At 73.4% G+C, this 18,085-nt stretch carries 15 protein-coding genes; 3 read left to right on the forward strand and 12 right to left on the reverse strand.

Going from position 1 to position 18,085, the window contains the following annotated elements:
• Positions 1 to 33: 33 nt before the first annotated feature.
• Positions 34 to 1,428 (reverse strand): metalloprotease PmbA, encoded by a 1,395-nt coding sequence (gene pmbA, locus ACYU7H_RS02220; RefSeq protein WP_460812134.1) that lies wholly within the window; start codon positions 1,426 to 1,428, stop codon positions 34 to 36.
• A gap of 178 nt (positions 1,429 to 1,606) precedes the next feature.
• Between pmbA and yjgA the strand changes: the two genes are divergently transcribed.
• Complete coding sequence (yjgA, locus tag ACYU7H_RS02225) at positions 1,607 to 2,152, forward strand: ribosome biogenesis factor YjgA (protein ID WP_460812135.1); 546 nt, start codon at positions 1,607 to 1,609, stop codon at positions 2,150 to 2,152.
• A 14-nt stretch (positions 2,153 to 2,166) separates the two neighbouring features.
• Here yjgA and tldD read toward each other — a convergent pair whose 3' ends face one another.
• From tldD to ACYU7H_RS02245, 4 genes are all read right to left on the reverse strand, one after another.
• A complete protein-coding gene (tldD, locus tag ACYU7H_RS02230) occupies positions 2,167 to 3,609 on the reverse strand; it encodes a metalloprotease TldD (RefSeq protein ID WP_460812137.1) in 1,443 nt (480 codons plus the stop codon).
• Between the two features lie 77 nt (positions 3,610 to 3,686).
• On the reverse strand, positions 3,687 to 7,598 hold the full coding sequence (locus tag ACYU7H_RS02235; protein WP_460812139.1) for a YhdP family protein: 3,912 nt from the start codon (positions 7,596 to 7,598) through the stop codon (positions 3,687 to 3,689).
• Positions 7,599 to 7,634: 36 nt separating this feature from the next.
• Entirely contained in the window at positions 7,635 to 9,134 is a 1,500-nt protein-coding gene (gene rng / locus ACYU7H_RS02240) for a ribonuclease G (protein WP_460812141.1), read from the reverse strand.
• A complete protein-coding gene (locus ACYU7H_RS02245) occupies positions 9,134 to 9,772 on the reverse strand; it encodes a Maf family protein (RefSeq protein ID WP_460812143.1) in 639 nt (212 codons plus the stop codon). The genes rng and ACYU7H_RS02245 overlap by 1 nt, the downstream gene beginning before the upstream one ends.
• Before the next feature lie 174 nt (positions 9,773 to 9,946).
• Between ACYU7H_RS02245 and ACYU7H_RS02250 the strand changes: the two genes are divergently transcribed.
• Complete coding sequence (locus ACYU7H_RS02250) at positions 9,947 to 10,708, forward strand: SIMPL domain-containing protein (RefSeq protein WP_460813033.1); 762 nt, start codon at positions 9,947 to 9,949, stop codon at positions 10,706 to 10,708.
• A gap of 411 nt (positions 10,709 to 11,119) precedes the next feature.
• Positions 11,120 to 11,815, forward strand: coding sequence for an energy transducer TonB (locus tag ACYU7H_RS02255; protein WP_460812144.1), 696 nt, complete (start codon positions 11,120 to 11,122; stop codon positions 11,813 to 11,815).
• A gap of 48 nt (positions 11,816 to 11,863) precedes the next feature.
• On the opposite strand, the gene rlmH is transcribed toward ACYU7H_RS02255, so the two are convergent.
• The 7 genes from rlmH to creC all read right to left on the reverse strand — a co-directional run bounded on the left by rlmH (position 11,864) and on the right by creC (position 18,085).
• A complete protein-coding gene (rlmH, locus tag ACYU7H_RS02260) occupies positions 11,864 to 12,334 on the reverse strand; it encodes a 23S rRNA (pseudouridine(1915)-N(3))-methyltransferase RlmH (protein ID WP_460812146.1) in 471 nt (156 codons plus the stop codon).
• Between the two features lie 54 nt (positions 12,335 to 12,388).
• On the reverse strand, positions 12,389 to 12,811 hold the full coding sequence (gene rsfS, locus ACYU7H_RS02265) for a ribosome silencing factor (protein ID WP_460812147.1): 423 nt from the start codon (positions 12,809 to 12,811) through the stop codon (positions 12,389 to 12,391).
• A 36-nt stretch (positions 12,812 to 12,847) separates the two neighbouring features.
• Positions 12,848 to 13,531, reverse strand: coding sequence for a nicotinate-nucleotide adenylyltransferase (nadD, locus tag ACYU7H_RS02270; RefSeq protein WP_460812149.1), 684 nt, complete (start codon positions 13,529 to 13,531; stop codon positions 12,848 to 12,850).
• A 25-nt stretch (positions 13,532 to 13,556) separates the two neighbouring features.
• On the reverse strand, positions 13,557 to 14,612 hold the full coding sequence (gene holA / locus ACYU7H_RS02275; protein WP_460812151.1) for a DNA polymerase III subunit delta: 1,056 nt from the start codon (positions 14,610 to 14,612) through the stop codon (positions 13,557 to 13,559).
• Between the two features lie 19 nt (positions 14,613 to 14,631).
• Entirely contained in the window at positions 14,632 to 15,135 is a 504-nt protein-coding gene (locus tag ACYU7H_RS02280) for an LPS-assembly lipoprotein LptE (RefSeq protein WP_460812153.1), read from the reverse strand.
• A gap of 63 nt (positions 15,136 to 15,198) precedes the next feature.
• A complete protein-coding gene (gene creD, locus ACYU7H_RS02285) occupies positions 15,199 to 16,539 on the reverse strand; it encodes a cell envelope integrity protein CreD (protein WP_460812155.1) in 1,341 nt (446 codons plus the stop codon).
• Between the two features lie 103 nt (positions 16,540 to 16,642).
• On the reverse strand, positions 16,643 to 18,085 hold the full coding sequence (gene creC, locus ACYU7H_RS02290) for a two-component system sensor histidine kinase CreC (RefSeq protein ID WP_460812156.1): 1,443 nt from the start codon (positions 18,083 to 18,085) through the stop codon (positions 16,643 to 16,645).

The following is an 18,085-nucleotide window of genomic DNA, read 5'->3' on the forward strand; positions in this document are numbered from 1 at the left end:
CGGGGCCACTCTGGCGCGCGCCGCCTCGCGGGGTCAAGCGTCGCCGGCCTGCCCCGCGACGGTCATCCGGCCCACCAGGATCGAGCCACAGCGCACGTGTGAGCGCGGATCGACGTCGCTGCCGACCGCCTCGATCGACTGGAACACCTCGCGCAGGTTGCCCGCGATCGTGATGCCGTCCACCGGCGCCACGCGTCGCCCACCCTCGACCAGGAAACCCGCGGCGCCCCGCGAATAATCCCCGGTCACGGTGTTGACGCCCTGCCCCATCAGCTCGGTGACCAGCACGCCACGGTCCATGCCGGACACGAGCGCGTCGAGGTCGCCCGCGTTCGCCGCGACGTCGAGGTTGTGCACCCCGCCCGCGTTCGCGGTGGTCTGCAGCCCGAGCCGGCGCGCGGAATAGCTGGAGAGCACGTAGCGCTGGAGCGCCCCCGCCTCCACCAGCGCGGACGCGCGGGTCGCCACGCCTTCCGCGTCGAACGCGGCGGACCGGAAGCCGCGCTGCAGGAACGGGTCCTCGTGGATCGAGAACCAGTCGGGGAACAGCCGCTGCCCGACGGTGTCGAGCAGGAAGCTGGCGCGCCGGTACAGCGCACCGCCGGACACGGCACCGAGCAGGTGGCCGATGAGCGAGCGCGCCACCTCCGCCTGGAACAGCACCGGCACCTGCATCGTCGACAGGTGGCGGGGGTCCAGGCGCGCCGCCGCGCGCTCGGCGGCGTGCCGGCCGACGGCTGCCGCCGGCTCCAGGTCGTCCGCCGACAGCGCCGTCGAGTACCACCCGTCGCGCTGCATCCCCGCGCCTTCGCCCGCGATCAGCGCGCAGCCGATGGTGTGCTGCGTGGAGCGCTCGCGCCCGATGAAGCCGTGGCTGTTGGCGTACACGCCGAGGCTGGCGCTGCTGCCCACGGAGGCACCGTCCGAATTCCGGATCCGCGGCTCGGCGTCGCGTCCCGCCGCCTCGCAGGCGAGCGCCAGTTCGATCGCGTGCTCCGGCGACAGCGGCCACGGGTGCCACTGGTCGAAATCGGGGAACGCGCCGTCGTCCTGGGCACGGGCCATGAGCGCCGCATCCGCCAGGCCCGCCGCGGGATCGGGTTCGGTGTGGCGGGCGATCGCGCACGCCTGCGCCACCGTCGCCTCCAGGCTCGCCTCCCGCAGGTCCGCGGTGCTGGCGCTCGCCCGCCGCTTGCCGAAATAGACCGTCACCGCGATGCCCCGGTCGCGGGTCGACTCGACGGTCTCGACATCGCCCATGCGCACGTTGACGTTCAGCCCGCGCTCCTCGCTGCAGGACACCTCGGCCTGGTGGGCGCCCTGCGCGCGTGCGCGTTCGAGGAGCCGGCCGGCGATGCCGGCCAGTGCATCGAGACGTTCCCGGCTGTCGTCGGTCGGGGGTCGGACGGGGACGGTGGTGGTGCCCAATGGCTTATCCTTCCAGATCGTGTCGTCCCGAGCGCAGCGAGGGACCTGCTTTGCCGGACAGCCGGCGGGAAAGCAGCAGGTCCCTCGCTGCGCTCGGGACGACAGGGTTTTCGTCGATGGTCTGTTGCAGCCTGGCGGCAGCGCCCGGCGGTGGCGCAAAGGAAGGCTGGAGGTGGCGATGCGCGGCAAGGATCCTGACACCGGCGCGTTCCTCGCGCCCAGCCGCAGCCAGCAGCGGCGCGAAGCGCTGGAAGTGCTGGAGCTGGCCGAGCAACTGGCGTCGCTCACCGACGCGCAGCTGGCGAAGCTGCCGGTGCCCGACGCCGTGCTGCCGCACGTGCGTGAGGCCCGCCGCATCACCTCGCACATCGCCCGCAAGCGGCAGATGGCGTTCCTGGCCAAGCAGCTGCGGCGCGAGGACGACGAGGCGCTCGAGGCGATCCGCGACGCGATGGACGAGAAGGGCGAGGCGGCGCGCCGCGAGACGGCGGCGCTGCATCGCGCCGAAGCCTGGCGCGCGCGCCTGCTGGAGGCGGGGGACGCGGCCCTGTCGGAACTGCTCGACGCGCACCCGGCCGCGGACCGCCAGCACCTGCGCCAGCTCGTGCGCAACGCGGGCGAGGAGCAGCGGAGGAACAAGCCGCCGCATGCGTTCCGCGAGCTGTACCGCGTGTTGCGCGAGCTGCTCGCCGACACCGAGGACGGCAGCGACCTCGAAGGTTGACGCCGCGGCGCGCATCACGCGCGCGTCCCGCCCACCGTCAACCGGTCGATCAGCAGCGAGGGCTGGCCGACGCCGACCGGCACGCTCTGCCCGTCCTTGCCGCACACGCCGACCCCCTCGTCGAGCGCCAGGTCGTTGCCGATCATCGACACGCGCTGCATGGTTTCCGGGCCGTTGCCGATCAGCGTCGCGCCCTTGACCGGCGCGGTGACCCTGCCGTCCTCGATCAGGTAGGCCTCGGTGGCCGAGAACACGTACTTGCCGCTGGTGATGTCGACCTGCCCGCCGCCGAAGTTGACTGCGTACAGGCCTCGCTTCACCGAACGGATCATCTCCTCCGGGTCGTGCGGGCCGGCGAGCATGTAGGTGTTGGTCATGCGCGGCATGACCAGGTGCGCGAACGACTCGCGCCGTCCGTTGCCGGTCGGGGCCATGCCCATCAGCCGCGCGTTGTGGCTGTCCTGCATGTAGCCGGCGAGCACGCCGTCCTCGATCAGCGTCGTGCACTGCGTCGGCTGGCCCTCGTCGTCCATGTTCAGCGAGCCGCGCCGGCCGGGCAGCGTGCCGTCATCGACGATCGTCACGCCCGGCGAGGCGACGCGCTGTCCGATCCGCCCCGAATACGTGCTGGTGCCCTTTCGGTTGAAGTCGCCCTCCAGCCCATGGCCGACGGCCTCGTGCAACAGCACGCCCGGCCACCCCGGCCCGAGCACCACCGGCATCGTGCCGGCCGGCGCGTCGACCGACTCCAGCGCCACGAGGGCCTGCCGCAGGGCCTCGCGCGCCCATTTCTCCGGACGGCCGCCGCCGAGCAGCTCGTCGTACGCATAACGGCCGCCCCCACCGGCATAGCCCGACTCGCGCCGGCCGCCCTGCTCCACGATCACCTGCACGTTCAGGCGCACCAGCGGCCGCATGTCGGCGGCGAGCACGCCGTCGCTGCGGGCGACGAGGACGGTGTCCACGCCGCCGGCCAGGCTGACGACGACCTGCTTCACGCGCGGGTCCGCGGCACGCAGCAACCGGTCGAGCGCGCGCAGTGCGTCGACCTTCGCTTCGCTGGCCATGCCGTCGACCGGGTCGGACGCCGGGTACAGCGCGCGACCGCGCCCGGGGACCAGCGCGCGCGCCGCCGCCTGCCCGCCGTCACGGGCGATCGCGCGGGCGTTGCCCGCGGCCGAAAGCAGCGCGTCGCGATCGATGTCGTCGGAGTACGCGAAGCCGGTCTTTTCCCCCGAGATCGCGCGCACGCCCACGCCCTGCTCGATCGAGTGCGCGCCGTCCTTGACGATGCCATCCTCGACCGACCAGCTCTCGCGCCTGGAATGCTGGAAATACAGGTCCCCGAAATCGATGCCCGGCCCGAGCAGGGTGCCGAAGGTGGATTCCAGCCCCCGCTGGTCGAGCCCGGCGGGCAGCAGCAGGCGGGACTCGGCGAGTTGCAGGGCGTCGGTCATGGCTTCCTTCGAACGGTTGCGGGGCGCCGCGGACTCGGCATCCCGGCCACCCTACATGCGGCCGCGCGTTGGCGGGATCAACCGTCGTCCGCGGGCGGGGCGGGCCCGGGGCGGGTGTCCTGGGCGTCGACCGCGGCCGTACCGCTGCGGCCGCGCGACGCCGCGCGCTCGACCACGTCGACGTCCGGATCCGCCCATGGGCCGGTGACGCGATACACGCGCTCGGCGACTTCGCCCAGGGGTTCCTGGAGGACGGCATTGGCCGCCGCGCCGATCGCCGCACCGACCGGTCCACCGGCGATCGCACCCACCACGGTCAACAGTCCACCCGGGCGCGGCTGGACCTCGATGGTCTGGTCGTAGGTGCGGGCACGCAGGTCCGCCGTTCCGCGGATGCGGATCTCGGCGGCAGGGCCGTCGATGGCGAGTCCGTCGCTCCGGGCCACGCCGCCGCCGAAGTCGATCCCGCCGGAGATCGTGTTGAACGCGAACCCCTTGGAGAAGAAGTCCCGGAAATCCAGGGTCAGGCGGCGGGGCAGTTCCGCGATGCTGAGCAGGCCGAGGACGCGGCCGGCGCCGGGTTCGACCTCCACGAGGCGGCCATCGCGTGCATCCAGCCGCAACGTGCCTTCCAGCCGCGCGAGCTGGAAATCGGCCGGGCTGCCCGGCCATCGCGCCTGCAGCGTCGCGGTCCCTTCGCCGCCATCCAGCCGGCCGCCGAATCCCAGCCCGTCGAGCAGCGCGCCGAAGTCCCGGCTCTCGATGGTCGCCTCGAGGCGGGAGCGCGCGGCCGCACGCCGCCCGGACCAGTCACCGCTCACCGACACCTGGTGCGCGCGGGCGCGCGTGGTGAACGAGTCGATGCGCATGCCGTCCGCGCCCGGCCGGGTTCGCAGGCTGGCAGCGCCGAGGCGCGCGTCACGGATGCGGAGGTCGTCGATGTCCAGCTCGAGGGGCGGGATCGCGGCAGGGTCGGTCGACGTTGCCGTGGCCTCCGCACGGCCGACGCCATCGTCGACCGGACGGCCGCCCTCCGGCGCGGGCGGCGCGTTCCAGTGCAGGCGATCGAACCGGCCACGCACGGCGGCACCCTTCCCCGCCGGGACCAGCAGCGCGCCCTGCAACGCCACGCCATCGGCGCGCACCGCCAACGCGCCGCCGGCCGCCGGGGCAAGCCGGACGCGCGTGTCGTCGAACACGCCGCCGAGCAGCTCGAGGCGCGATGCAGTCACGTCCACGCGCTGGAGCGGCGGCCCGTCGTGGCCGCCCTGGCCCGGCCCACCCGCCGTCCCGCCCGCCAGCAGGCCGACCCACCCCAGCGCGTCCAGGCGCGGCGCCGTCCCGGTCACCACGAGGCCGTCGCCCGGGGGCGGTGCGGCGTCCCCGCCGAGCGCGACGCGGATGCCGGTCTTTCCCGCCGCCTGGCGCGCCCGCAGCGCGAACGCGTCGCCAAGGCGCACCGCGACCTCGCCCGCGTCCAGCGGCAGGCCCATCTCCACGCGCGCCGCGAGGGGCGTGGTGGCGGACTTGTCCAACGGCGCCGGCAGGGCGAGCGCCGTTCCCACCAGGTCCGAGCGGAGCATCAGTGACCCGGGCGTGCGGTTGGCCGCGCCACGTGGCAGGGCGACCGAGGCCTCCCAGTTCGAACGACCCGAAACGCGCGGCGCCAGCCAGGAAAGCTCCGGCACCCTGCCGATGAGTTCCCCCGCCTCCAGCGACGCCGACAGCGCCCCCTCGAACGCATTGCCGGCCGTCTCGACGAACCCCTCGCCGGCGCGCAGGCGCAGGCGCGCCGGACGACCCGCGTGGACGACCTGCAGGTCCTCGGCGGCGAAGCCGCTTCCGCCGAATTCCGCGCGACCGTTGACCTCGTCGAATGCCAGGTCCCAGCGGCGTTCGCGCAGCGAGACATCCTCCAGCGCGACCTGTCCCTGCAGGCGGTCGGGGAAGCCGGTCGCACCCGCCGGGAGCTGCAGTGAGAAGTCGACGCGTGCCGGGCCGTGCGCATCGATGTTGGCAAGGGTCTCGCCGTGCTCGCGCTGCAAGGGGCTATCGCGCAGCAGCGCCACGAGCCGGGACGCGTCAGCGGACGCGTCCGCGGTCACGCGCAAAGGCGCGCGGCCATAGCGCGCGATCCCCGCGGCGAATCCGGGGATCGCGACCCCGGCGATCTCGCCGCTGCCCGCCACGGTGAATCCGTCGGCGACGAAGCTCGCCGTCGCCTCGATCGACTCGGCGGCCGGCCAGCCGGGGTCGAAGCGCAGGCGTGCATCGACCAGCCGGGCATCGGCGCGGAACAGCCCGCGCGCGACGCCATCCGCGTCCGCCCGGAACGGCCAATCGTCCAGGTCGCCCGCGACGATCGCCCGGCCATCCTCCACCCGGCCCGCCTCGAGCGCGTCGTCCAGCCACGCGACCGCAGCCTGCGGCATCAGGTTGCGCAGCCAGAATCCCTTCGCGGCCTGCAGGTCGTCGGCGCGCACGCCGGCGGCCAGTGCGATCGCGGGACGCGTCCCGTCCCCCTCGAAATGCAGCCCGCCGCGCACGTCGAACCGGTAGGCGTCGCCGACGACCGCGAGCGCGGGGGACGCAAGGCGCCAGCCGTCCCCTTCGCGCCAGCCGACCAGCGTGCCGTCGAGCGCGACGCGATGGACCCGATCGAATTCGCGCGGCCACGCGACCTGCACGATCGCCGACGGGTCCGGATGGAACGCGATCGCGTCCCCGTCGCCCCGCAGCCGCCCCGACACGCCGGAAAGCCCCGGCGCCGCGCCGGCGGGCGCCAGCCCCGCGGACGCGACGACGGCTTCGACCCGCAACGGGCCGCCGCGGCTGCCCGCGACCTCGACGCCTGTCGCACGCAGCGACGGTCGCGCCTCGAGGATCCATCGACGGCGCTCCGCCGGAAGTCGATCGCTCAGCGCGGCGAGCGACAGCAGTGGTCCGGCGTCCAGGGAGTCGGCGACGAGTGCGATGCGCTTCCCGCCCGCGACGAGCAGCCCGTCGAGGACATGTGGACCCTCGCCGTCGGTCAGTCGAAGGCGCGGCGCGTCGACGCGCCACTGCCCCGCGTCCGCGCCCAGATGGAGCCGCGCCTCCACCGCCGGCAATTCCAGCGACGGCACGTCGCCGATGCCCGCCGGATCGAGGGTGCTTCCCGACAGGCGCACGTCCCGGAAGTCGACCACCGCGTCGGCCGTACGGATGCGATGCCGCCGAAGCTCGACCCACGCTTCCGCGCGTCCGGTCCCTTCCTGCACCGTGATGCCCGCGACGCGCAACAACCCGGCCCAGGGCGCGATGTCCGCGTGTTCGGCGCCCGCCCATGCACGCCCGTTGCCGAGGGAGCGGTCGAGATCGAGGGCGGCATCGAGGGGCTCGGCGCCCGTCGCGGGCCAGGCCCGCAGGCCGGCGCGCACGCGCGACGCCTCCACGCGCAGGCGCATGTCGATCCGCGGGACCGTGGCCTGGATGCCGAGGTCCGGCGCGGACACGCCGAGCCGCCCGTCCACCACCTGCAGCTCGCCCAGGCCCTCCAGCATGCCCAGCGGATCGCCGCCGGCGGCGTGCTGCTGCCCCGGCAGCCCGCGCACCTGCCAGCGGCCGTCCCCGAGCCGCTCCAGGGTGAGGTCGAGGCCGCGCAACCGGAGCTCGGAAAACGGCGTGCCCGGGAAAAGGCCGGCGTACATGGAGACCAGCATCTCCGCGTCGCCGATCTCCACCTCGCGTCCGCGCTCGCCGACCCTCAGGCCCTCGAGCCGGAGCAGCGGGCCGCGCCGCGTCCATTCGGTCGACACGGCATCGAACGCCACGGGCCGCCCGCTGCGTTCACCGAGCCATTCGGCGATGCGCTCGGGGTGCGCCTCCGCGATGGGCAGCAGCCGGCTGGCCACGCCGATCACCAGCGCGACCAGCACCAGCACGGACGCGGCGGCGTAACCCAGGCCGCGGCGGGCCAGGCGCAGGCGGCGGCGGAGCGGCGTGGGCATCAGCGCCTCGCCGGACCCGCCAGGTCGCGACCGGCGTCAGAGCAGCACGACATCGAACTGCTCCTGCGCGTACTGCTCGTCCGGCTGGAGCCGGATCGACTTGCCCAGGAACTCCTCCAGTTCGGCGACCGCCGCCGACTCCTCGTCGGTGATGCGGGAGACGACCTTCGGCGACGCGATGACCAGCAGGCTCTGCGCGTCGAACTGGCGCACCTGCCGCACGATGTCGCGGAAGATCTCGTAGGTCACGGTTTCGGGCGTCTTCAGCGTGCCGCGCCCGCCGCACTCGTGGCACGGCTCGCACAACTGCCTTTCGAGCGATTCGACCGTGCGCTTGCGCGTCATCTCGACCAGGCCCAGCGGCGAGAAGTCGTACACGGTGGTCCGCGCATGGTCGCGCGACAGCGACTTCTCCAGCGTGCGCAGCACCTGGCGACGGTGCTCGGCGTCGACCATGTCGATGAAGTCGATGATGATGATGCCGCCGAGGTTGCGCAGCCGCAGCTGGCGCGCGAGCGCCTGCGCGGCCTCGAGGTTGGTGCGGTAGACCGTCTCCTCGAGGTTGCGCTGGCCGAGGAACGAGCCGGTGTTGACGTCGATCGTCGTCATCGCCTCGGTCTGGTCGATCACCAGGTAGCCGCCGGACTTCAGCGGCACTTCCTTTTCCAGCGCGCGGCCGATCTCGTCCTCGACCCCGTACAGGTCGAAGATCGGACGCGCGCCCGCGTAGTGTTCGATCTTCTCGGCCAGGCCCGGCATGAACTGCGCCGCGAACGTGCGGAGCTTCTCGCAGGTCTCGCGCGAGTCCACGCGCACCTTCTCCACGTCCCGGCGCATCAGGTCACGGACCGCCCGCAGCGGCAGGCTGAGGTCCTCGTAGACGCAGGTCCCGACCCGTGACGTGCTGGCGCTGGATTCGACCAGCGCCCAGGCACGGCCGAGGTAGGCGATGTCCTCGGCAATCGCTTCCGACGGCTGGCCTTCCGCGTTCGTCCGCACGATGTAGCCCCGCCGGCGGTCCGCGGACAGCTCGGCGACCAGGCCCTTGAGGCGCGCGCGCTCGTCCTCGAGCTCGATGCGGGCGGACACGCCGATGACCGACGACTGCGGCAGCAGCACCAGGTAGCGCGAGGGGATGCTCAGTTGCGTGGTCAGCCGCGCCCCCTTCGTCCCGATCGGGTCCTTGACCACCTGGACGATCACCTCCTGCCCGTCCCGGAGGAGCTCGGTGATCGATGGCGTCTGCGCCGGCGCGGGCAGCGCCTCGGCCTCCGCGTTGGCATCGTCGTCGGGCCTAGCCACCGGGGTGGTCCGCAGGATGTCGTTCGCATGCAGGAAGGCGGCGCGTTCCAGGCCGATCTCCACGAACGCGGCCTGCATGCCCGGCATGACGCGCTGGACCCTGCCCTTGTAGATGTTGCCGACCACGCCGCGACGCCAGCCGCGTTCGATGTGCAGCTCCTGCAGCATGCCGTTCTCGACCACCGCCACGCGGGTCTCCCGCGGGGTGACGTTGACCAGGATCTCCTCGGTCATCATCCGGCCTCCACCCGGTCCGGCTGCGCGGCGGCCAGGGTGCCACCGCCGCCCGGCAACATCGCGCGAAGCAGCTTCGCGGTTTCCCGCAGCGGCAGCCCCATCACGCCGGAATGGCTGCCGTCGAGGCGCGACACGAAGGCCTCGCCCGCGCCCTGGATCGCATAGCCGCCGGCCTTGCCCTCCGGTTCGCCCGTTCGCACGTAGGCGTCGATCACGCGGTCGTCCAGCACGTCGAACGTCACTTCCGAAACCGAGGTCGCCTGCAGTTCCCGGTCGCGCGACACGAGCGCCACGGCCGAGATGACCCGATGGGTGCGCCCCGAGAGGCGGCGCAGCATGGCCTTCGCCTCGAGCGCGTCGCGGGGCTTGCCGAAGACCTCGTCCCCGAGCACGACCTCGGTGTCGGCGCCGAGCACGATCGCCCCGTGCGTGGCGACCACCTTCAGCAAGCCGGCCCCGGCCTTCTCCCGGGCGACGCGCCGGACGTAGTCCTCGGGCGGTTCCCCGGGCGCACGGACCTCGGGCACGTCGAGGGCGAGCACGCCGAATTCCAGCGGGCCGGGCAAGCCGAGGGCAGGCCCGAGCCGCGCCAGCAGCGCGGATCGGCGCGGTGAGCGCGAGGCGAGGTAGAGCATCCGTCCAAGGATACCCCGCGGCACCTGTCCGGGCCCCGACCGGGGCATACCGGGCGGAACACGGGCTGACTCCGGCGCGCACGTCCGACCCCGTTCCCCGGGGCATGCGTTCACCCGCGTTCCACGGCCCCGCGCCGACCCTCGAACAATGGAAAGGAGCTGCCCATGCGCCCGATGCCGTCCCTTCGCACACCCCGCCCGCCGCGCACCCGGATGCGATCCGTGCTGCTTGCCTTCGCCGTCGCGCTCACGGGCGTGGCGATGAGCGCTACGGCGCAAGGTCCCGCCCCGGGGTACGCCGTGCCCGGCGACGCCACGCTCCTGTCCGTGTCGGCCCAGGGCGAGGCTTCCGCGGCACCCGACGTCGCCACGCTCTCCGCGGGCGTCGTCACGCAGGCGGGCGATGCGCAGGCGGCCAGCCGCGCCAATGCGCAGCAGATGTCGCGGCTGATGGACGCCGTCCGCGCGGCCGGGATCGCCGAGCGCGACGTGCAGACCAGTGGCGTGAGCCTGCATCCGCAGTACCGGCACGACGAAGGCACCGCCCCGTCGATCACCGGCTACCAGGCCACGAACACGCTGAACGTCACCGTCCGCGAGATCGACAGGCTCGGCGAGGTCATGGATGCACTGGTCGCCAGCGGTGCCAACCAGGTGCACGGCCCCGGCTTCGAGATCGACGAACCGGAAGCGGTGCGAGACGAGGCGCGCCGGCGGGCGCTCGCCACGGCGCAGGCCCGCGCGGAGATGTACGCCGGGACGCTCGGCCTGCGCGTGCGCCGGATCGTGAGCATTTCCGAAGGCGGCGGCATGGGCCCGCCGATGCCGATGATGGCGATGGCGCGCGCCGAGGCCGCCGACGCCGGCACGCCGATCGCACCCGGCGAGAGCACGCTGGGCGTCAACCTCGACGTCGTCTTCGAACTGGGGCGCTGACATGGGAACGCGCGGGAAGTCCACTGGCAAGTCCACGCCGCCCGCGGCCGACCCCCGTCCGGGCCGCAACCCGGGATACGCGGAGGACGAGCCGCGCGATCGCCGCGACGTCCGGGATCCCCATGGCAAGGAGCCACCGTCGCCGGATGACGGGGGCGTCCAACGCGACACGGACGACGCGCAACCCACCGATGACTGACCCCGGACCCCGGCCACGCGCCGGGGTTCGCATTTGCCGGCATCGTCCGCCGGTCCTGCACGACGCCCGCTCGTCGGGCCATCGTTGCCGCCGCTCCATACGCAAGCGCATGGTCGAGGCGGAGAACGCCCGTTCGCATGACCCCGACGGTTCGCACGGGCCGTTCCCCGGACCCCGCGGCTGCCCGGCCGCGAATCGACAGGAGAAGGCCCATGCAGCTCGCATCCCCGGTCCACGGTGTCCATTCGACCCGCCATCGAGCGCCGACGCGCATCGACCCGACCCGCGTCCTCGGTTACGCCGGCGCCATCGCGCTCAATGCCTGCGTGCTGGCCCTGCTCCTTGCGCCCCTGCAGGCGCCGCCGGTCGAATCCCCGCCCGACCGGGAGCGCATCACCCTCCTGATGCCGATCACGCCGCCGCGCATCGCGGTGCCCGTCACGCCCCCGAAGCCGGTGCAGCAGCCTGCGAAACAAGTGCCCGCACACCCCCGCAGCGCGCCCGTCGAGACCCCGCCGGTCCCGATCGTGGTGGAGGACGGCGTCCTGCCGGTCACGGTCGAACTGCCCGCCATCCAACCTGTCCAGTCGGCGCTCGCCACCACGTCGATTGCCACGGACCCGCCCGCCCCGGCCGCCATGCGGCTCGAATACGCCCACGCACCTCCGCCGCCCTATCCCCGCGCGGACTTGCGCGCGGGCAACGAGGGCACGGTCGTCCTGCAGGTCGTGGTCGACGTGGCCGGCCGCCCGCTCCAGGTGACGGTGGCCGAGAGCAGCGGGCATCGAAGCCTGGACGCCGCCGCCCGGCGCCACGTGCTGTCCGCCTGGCAGTTCCGCCCGGCGATGCGCGATGGCCAGCCGGTCGAGGCCGTCGGCCTCGTGCCCGTGTCGTTTTCGCTCCGGTAGGCGGCGACCCGGACCGAAGCGGGGCGCCGCGATCGCGGCGCCCCTTTTTCATGCGCGATGGTAGGGATGGTTCGCCAGCATCGCGCACGCCCGATAGAGCTGTTCGGCCACGAGCAGGCGCACGAGCATGTGCGGCAAGGTGGCGGGCCCGAGTGACCAGCACTCGTCCGCGCGCGCGAACACGTCGGGCGCATGCCCTTCCGGCCCCCCCACGAGGAAGGCCAGGTCGCGGCCCTGTCCGCGCCAGTGTTCGAGTCGCGCCGACAGTTGTTCGGACGACCATGCCCGGCCGCGTCCATCCAGGGCGACGACATGGAGGTCGCCCTGCAGCGCGGCGAGCACGCGCGAACCCTCGTCCGCCATGGCGCGGGCCGTATCGCGGCCCTTGCCGCGCACGCCCGGCGCGACTTCCACCAGGTCGAGCGGCAACCAGTGCGACAGGCGCTTGGAATACTCGGCGAACCCGTCGGCGACCCAGCGCGGCGGCCGTTCGCCCACGGCGACGAGCCTTGCCTTCATGCGCGGATCACGACCGGCGGGCGGGCTGCACGGCGCACCGGGAACCGCCGTCGGTCAGGATTGCGACGGCGCCTGCTGCTCGTCCGCCTCGGCCTCGGGCGGCTGGTCGCCGACCGTCCACAGGCGTTCGAGCGCATAGAACTCGCGCACGCGCGGCAGCATCACGTGGACGACCACGTCGCCCAGGTCGACCAGCACCCACTCCGCCTCGCGCTCGCCCTCCACGCCCAGCGGCTGCACGTCCAGGGACTTCAGCTGCTTGACCACTTCGTCGGCGATCGACTTCACGTGGCGCGTGGACGTACCCGAGGCGATCAGCATGTAGTCGGTAACGCTGCTGCGCCCCCGCACGTCGATCTCGACGACATCCTTGGCCTTGAGTTCCTCGACCGCGGCATGGACCGATCGCAACAGGGCGTCGGCGGGCGGCGGCGGCTTCGGGAGACGGGTCTTGATGACGTGGGCCTGGCTGGTCAAGGGCGGTCGGTCCTGGGGTCCGGGGCGGTGCCGTGATTATAGCGGCGCGGTCGTGACGGCCCCGGGACCGCCCCCGCCCCCGTAGAGGCCGTTCCGGCGGATGTAGTCGGCCACGGCGGCCGGCAGGGCGCCATCCAGCGGTTCACCGCGCGCCAGCCGCCGGCGGATGTCGGTCGCCGAGCCCGGGCGCAGCGGCTGGGAGAGGAAGTAGACGCGCCCGGCCGGGGTCGCGTGGAGGGCGCATGGATCGTCGACCAACCGGTCCGCGATCTCCCGGGACAGTGCTTCGGGCAGCGCATCGCGCGCCAGCGGGCTGCCCGCGCGGTCCGCGACCACGAAGTGGGCCGCGTCGAACAGCGCGTGCCAGTCCCGCCACGTCGGCAGGCCATGGAAGCTGTCCGCCCCCACGATCAGCGCGATGGGCGCGTCCTGGCCCAGTTCCCGGCGCAACTCCCGCAGTGTCACGGCGGTCCAGGAGGGCGTGTCGCGTTCGAGTTCACGCAGGTCCAGTCGCAGTCCCGGCTCGCCCTCGATGGCCAGCGCGAGCATCGCCGCGCGATGCGCCGCATCGGCGCCTGGCGGAGGCCGGTGCGGCGGATCGGCGGCGGGCATCAGGTGCACCGGCACGCCGAGCGCCCTGTGCGCGTCGCGCGCGATCGCCAGGTGGCCTTCGTGGACAGGGTCGAAGGTGCCCCCGTAGAGCACGCGCAACGGCGTCATCCCCGCGCCTTCGCCCGGCACGGCGTCAACCGGTCCGTGCCAGCCGGCCGGCGACGCCTGCGTCCGCCACCGAAAGCAGCAGCCGTTCGAGCGCCAGCCATGCATCGTCCGGCTCGCCGGGCCCGCCCCGGCCCTTCGCGATCCGGTCCACGACGCCGGCGCCGGCCACGAAACGCGCCCAGGCCGGCGTCGCATGCCGTTCCAGCGCGCGCCGGTACATGGGTTGCTTGGTGTCCCAGACCCCGCGCGCCCGGAACGCCGCCGGCAACGCCTGCCCACCTTCCCGCGCCTGCGCGACGCCGGCGACGGTCTCCAGTTCCCTCACCACCATCCCCATCAGGGCGGGCACCGCTTCACCTTCGGCCCGGAGCCCGTGGAGCATGCGGACCGCCTGGGCCGGCTGCCCGTTGAGCACGGCCTCCATCAGGCGGAACACGTTGAAGCGCGCCGAGTCCGCGACCAGCGCCGCCATGCGCCCGGCATCGATCGCACCGGCCTCGGCCAGCAGGACCAGCTTGTCGATTTCCTGCGCCGCCGCCAGCAGGTTGCCGTCGACGCGTTCGGCGAGCAGCGCGACGGCCTCGCGATCGGCACGCAGTCCCCGCGAGCGCAGGCGCCGGTCGATCCAGCCGGTGAGTTCGTGCGGCTTGACCTCCCAGCAGACCACCGACCGGCCGACCTGCTCGATCGCGGTGGCCCACTTGCCGCCGTGCCGCCTGCTCCAGTCCTGGGCGACCAGCATCAGCACCACGTCCTCGGGGGGCGCCGCGCAGAAGGCCTGGATGAGCTTCTCGCCCGCCTTGTCCGGCTTGCCGGTCGGCACCCGCAGCTCGATGAGCCGGCGGCTGGCGAACAGGCTCGGGGCACCCAGGCTCGCCTCCACGGCATCCCAGTCCGCGGCCGACTGGCGGCCTTCGAACTCGTACACCTCGCGCTCGGCGACGCCCTGCGCCCGTGCCGCCGCGCGGATCGCGTCCGCCGCCTCCAGCACCAGCAATGGCTCGCGCCCGGCCACCAGCCACGCGGGCGCCAGGTCGCCGCGATCCAGGTGCGCGGCGAGCTGGTCGGGGCGAAGGCTCATCGTGGCACCCGCGCCGGGCTCACTCCCCGACCACCCCGCGCGCGGCCGCGTCGATGCGGCGCAGCACGGCGGCGGTCATTTCCCGCCGGAGTTCACGGGCGAGGATGTCGCGTTCGCTCTCGGTGCCGATCGAGCGGGTCGGCACGGACACGTAGTCGCGCGACAGCTCGGTCGCCTGGCGCGGGACGAGCACCTCGCCCTCCGCGTTGCGCAGTTCGAAGATCACCGCGTAGCGCAGCGAGAATTCCTGCGCGCGTCCACGGGCGTCGACGCTGATCGGCGTGTTGCCCCAGCGCTCGGCCAGGATGTCCAGCACCGCGACGTCCCCGGCGTCCTTCGGCACGACCTCGGCACCGGCGGCCTCCAGCGCCCGCTCGAGCGAGAGCGCCAGCGCGCTGTACGGATCCCGCGCCTCCACCCGCATCGGCCCGAGATCGGGCGGCAGTTGCAGCGCGTTGCGCAGGTGGAACCCGCAGGCGGACAGCAGGAGGGCGAGGCAGAGCGTCAGGGCGAGGCGGGGCATCCGGAGGATCCTGGGCGGGCAGCGCCGTAGAGGATAGCGGAAGCCCGCCGCCCGCCCGTGGCGTCAGCCGCGGCCCAGCGCGTACCAATCCACCCGTCGCGTGGCGACCATCGTCGCCGCAAGGACGGTGAACAGCAGCCCGGCGCCCAGGACAAGCGCGTTGTCCTCCGACACCAGCAGGCCGTACAGCGCCGCGTACAGCATCGCCAGCCCGGCGGCGACCGCCAGCCCCCGCCGGGCGCTGCGCAGCACGTGGGCCAGGTAATGGCCGAGCAAGCCGATGCAGGCCACGCTCGCGACGAGGTAGGACGCGCCGAACGCCACGTGCTCGGACAACGCCAGCAGCAGGAGGAAGAAGATCGCGAGCGCCAGCCCGACGAGCAGGTACTGGATGGGATGGATCGGGAGACGGCGCACCGTCTCGAACAGGAAGAAGCCGCCGAAGGTGAGCACCACGAAGAGGATGCCGTACTTGCTGGCGCGATCCGCCAGCACATGGGGATTGACCGGATCGACGAGCGAGATGCCGATCGCCTCCAGGCGGGCACCCGACCCGCCGTCCTCGGTGCGCGCGGCCGCCATCGCCCCCGGGAGCTGGGCCTGTGCGGCGCTGGCCAGCGAAGAGACTTCCCAGGTGGCGCGGAATCCGTTCGCGTCCACGGTGCGGGTGCGCGGAAGGAAGTCGCCTTCGAATCGCGGATGCGGCCAGCTCGAATCCATCGCGACCGTGGCGTGGTCGGCGACCGGGACGATCGAAAGGGTTTCGGTCCCGCCCAGGATGAAGTCGAGGCGTGCGTCCAGCCTGAGCACCTGCCCCGGTGATGGCGCATCCAGCCGCGCGTGCACGCCGCGCCGGGGCGATGCTCCCATCCCCTGCGCGAGGGTGGCGACGCGACCCTGGACGCGCAGCGACGGGGTGCCCGCCAGTCCCCGGACATCGGAGATGCCGTAGGCCAGCCAGGGGCGTCCGACCTGCCGTCGACCCGACGCGGGGGCCGCGGGAATCTCGGCCGCGAACGCGGCCGAAAGCCGCCCGTCGAGCTCGTACACGCGGACCTCGTGCAGGCCGCGCCGACGCGTGTCCGGCCGGAGCGTCGCGACGAGGTCGGACGTCTTCGGGAAGTAGGTCCAGGTTCCGCTGCGGCGGCGCTCGACCACGCGCCGGTCGCCATCGTCGTCGAGCGTCTCCACCGGCACCACCTCCTCGTACGGGACGAACAGGACCGGGCCAAGGAGCCGCTGCGCGCCGGCATGGCGGGCGGCGATGTCCGCGACGGCCGCGGCCCGGTGCTGCTGCCGGTCGCGGATCACGTCGCGCACGAGCGCGAGCGGCACCAGGATCGCCAGCACCAGGAAACCGACCACCACCATCCGCACGCCCAGCGACCGTCGGAGGCCCGCCATCAAACCGTCCATGCCCTGCCCTCGTTTCCAGCAACGCAGGCAGGGTGGCGCGGTCCGGTGAGGCCGCGACGGGGCGATCGTGTGGCGAGGGTGAAGCGCGGCCTCAGCCCGCGGGGACCACCAGGCGCGCGACGGTGCCGCCGCCTTCGCGCGGGTCCAGGCGCGCGTATCCGCCATGCAGGGCGGCGACCTCCGCGACGAAGCTCAGGCCCAGGCCACTGCTGCGGCTGCCGCCGTCCGGACGGGGCAGCGAATAGAAGCGGTCGAACACCTGTCCGCGGGCGTAGTCCGGCACGCCGGGGCCCCGGTCGAGCACCTCGACGGACACGGTGTCGCCCTCCCGGCGGGCGCGCACCTCCACCCCGCCCCGCGCGGGCGAGAAGTCGATGGCGTTCTCCACCAGGTTGCCGATGGCCTGGCGCAGGAGGAAACGGTCGCCCCGCACCACGCCACAGGCTGCCCCGGCCGAACAGCGGACCGCCACCCCGCGCTCCTCGGCGTGCATCGACACGTCGCGCGCGACGTCATCGAGCAACGGGGGGATTTCCACCTCGGCCGGCGCGTCCAGCGCGCGGCGATGCTCGACCGCGGCCAGCGCCAGCAACTTGTCGATCATCGTCGCCATGCGGCCGGACTGGTGGCGGATCGCCTCGACGAACCGGGCCCGGTCGGCGTCCGGCATCGGCGCGCCACCCGTCGCCGCGAGCAGGTCGGCCGACGCACTGATCGCGGTCAGCGGGCTCTTGAGCTCGTGGGTCAGCGCATGCACGTAGCGCTCGACGTACTGCTTGCCCTCCAGCCGCGTGCGCATCGTCTCCAGCGCCTGGCCGAGCTCGTGGAACTCGCCGGCCGTGCGCGGCAGCTCGGCCCGTCCGCCCGCGGTGACCGCGTCCGCGTAGCGCCGGAGCTTGCCCAGCTCCCGCGACAGCCACCATGCGGTGGCGACGCCCAGCAGCAGGGCGACGGCCACGAGCACCCCGCCCCAGCGCGCGACGACCGCCTGGCTGCGCTCGATGAAGGGCGCAATCGTCCGGTTCGGCTTGGCGACCGTCAGGACGCCGGCGATCCGCCCCGCCCGGTCGCGGATCGGCGCGGCGACGTGCATCACCGAGGAGTCCTCGTCGTCTGGATCGCTGCGGGTGGACCGCGCGCCGTACGCGCCGCGCAGGGTCAGGTGGACGTCGTTCCAGCGCGAATAGTCCTCGCCGACCGCCTCGCCCGTCGAATCGAACACGACGATGCCACGCGCGTCGGTGACGTAGATGCGGTACTGCGCGCGGCGCTTCTCGAAGCCCCAGATGTCCGCGCCGATGTCGCGCGCGGCGAGCGCGCGCACGCTTCGCGCGAAGCGGCCGTCCTCGATGCGGCCGTCAAGCAGGTCGTCGCGCGCGAGCTCGGCCAGCAGGTTGGCCGTGTCGACGAGCGTGTCCTCCATCGTCTGGCGCACGCCGGGCTTCACCTGCTGGACGAAGACCTGGGCCAGCAGGATCGCCGCGAGCGCGACCAGCACGAACGTCCCGAGCAGGATCCGCGGGCCGATCCGCAT

It is taken from the genome of Luteimonas pelagia (genome assembly GCF_054776035.1).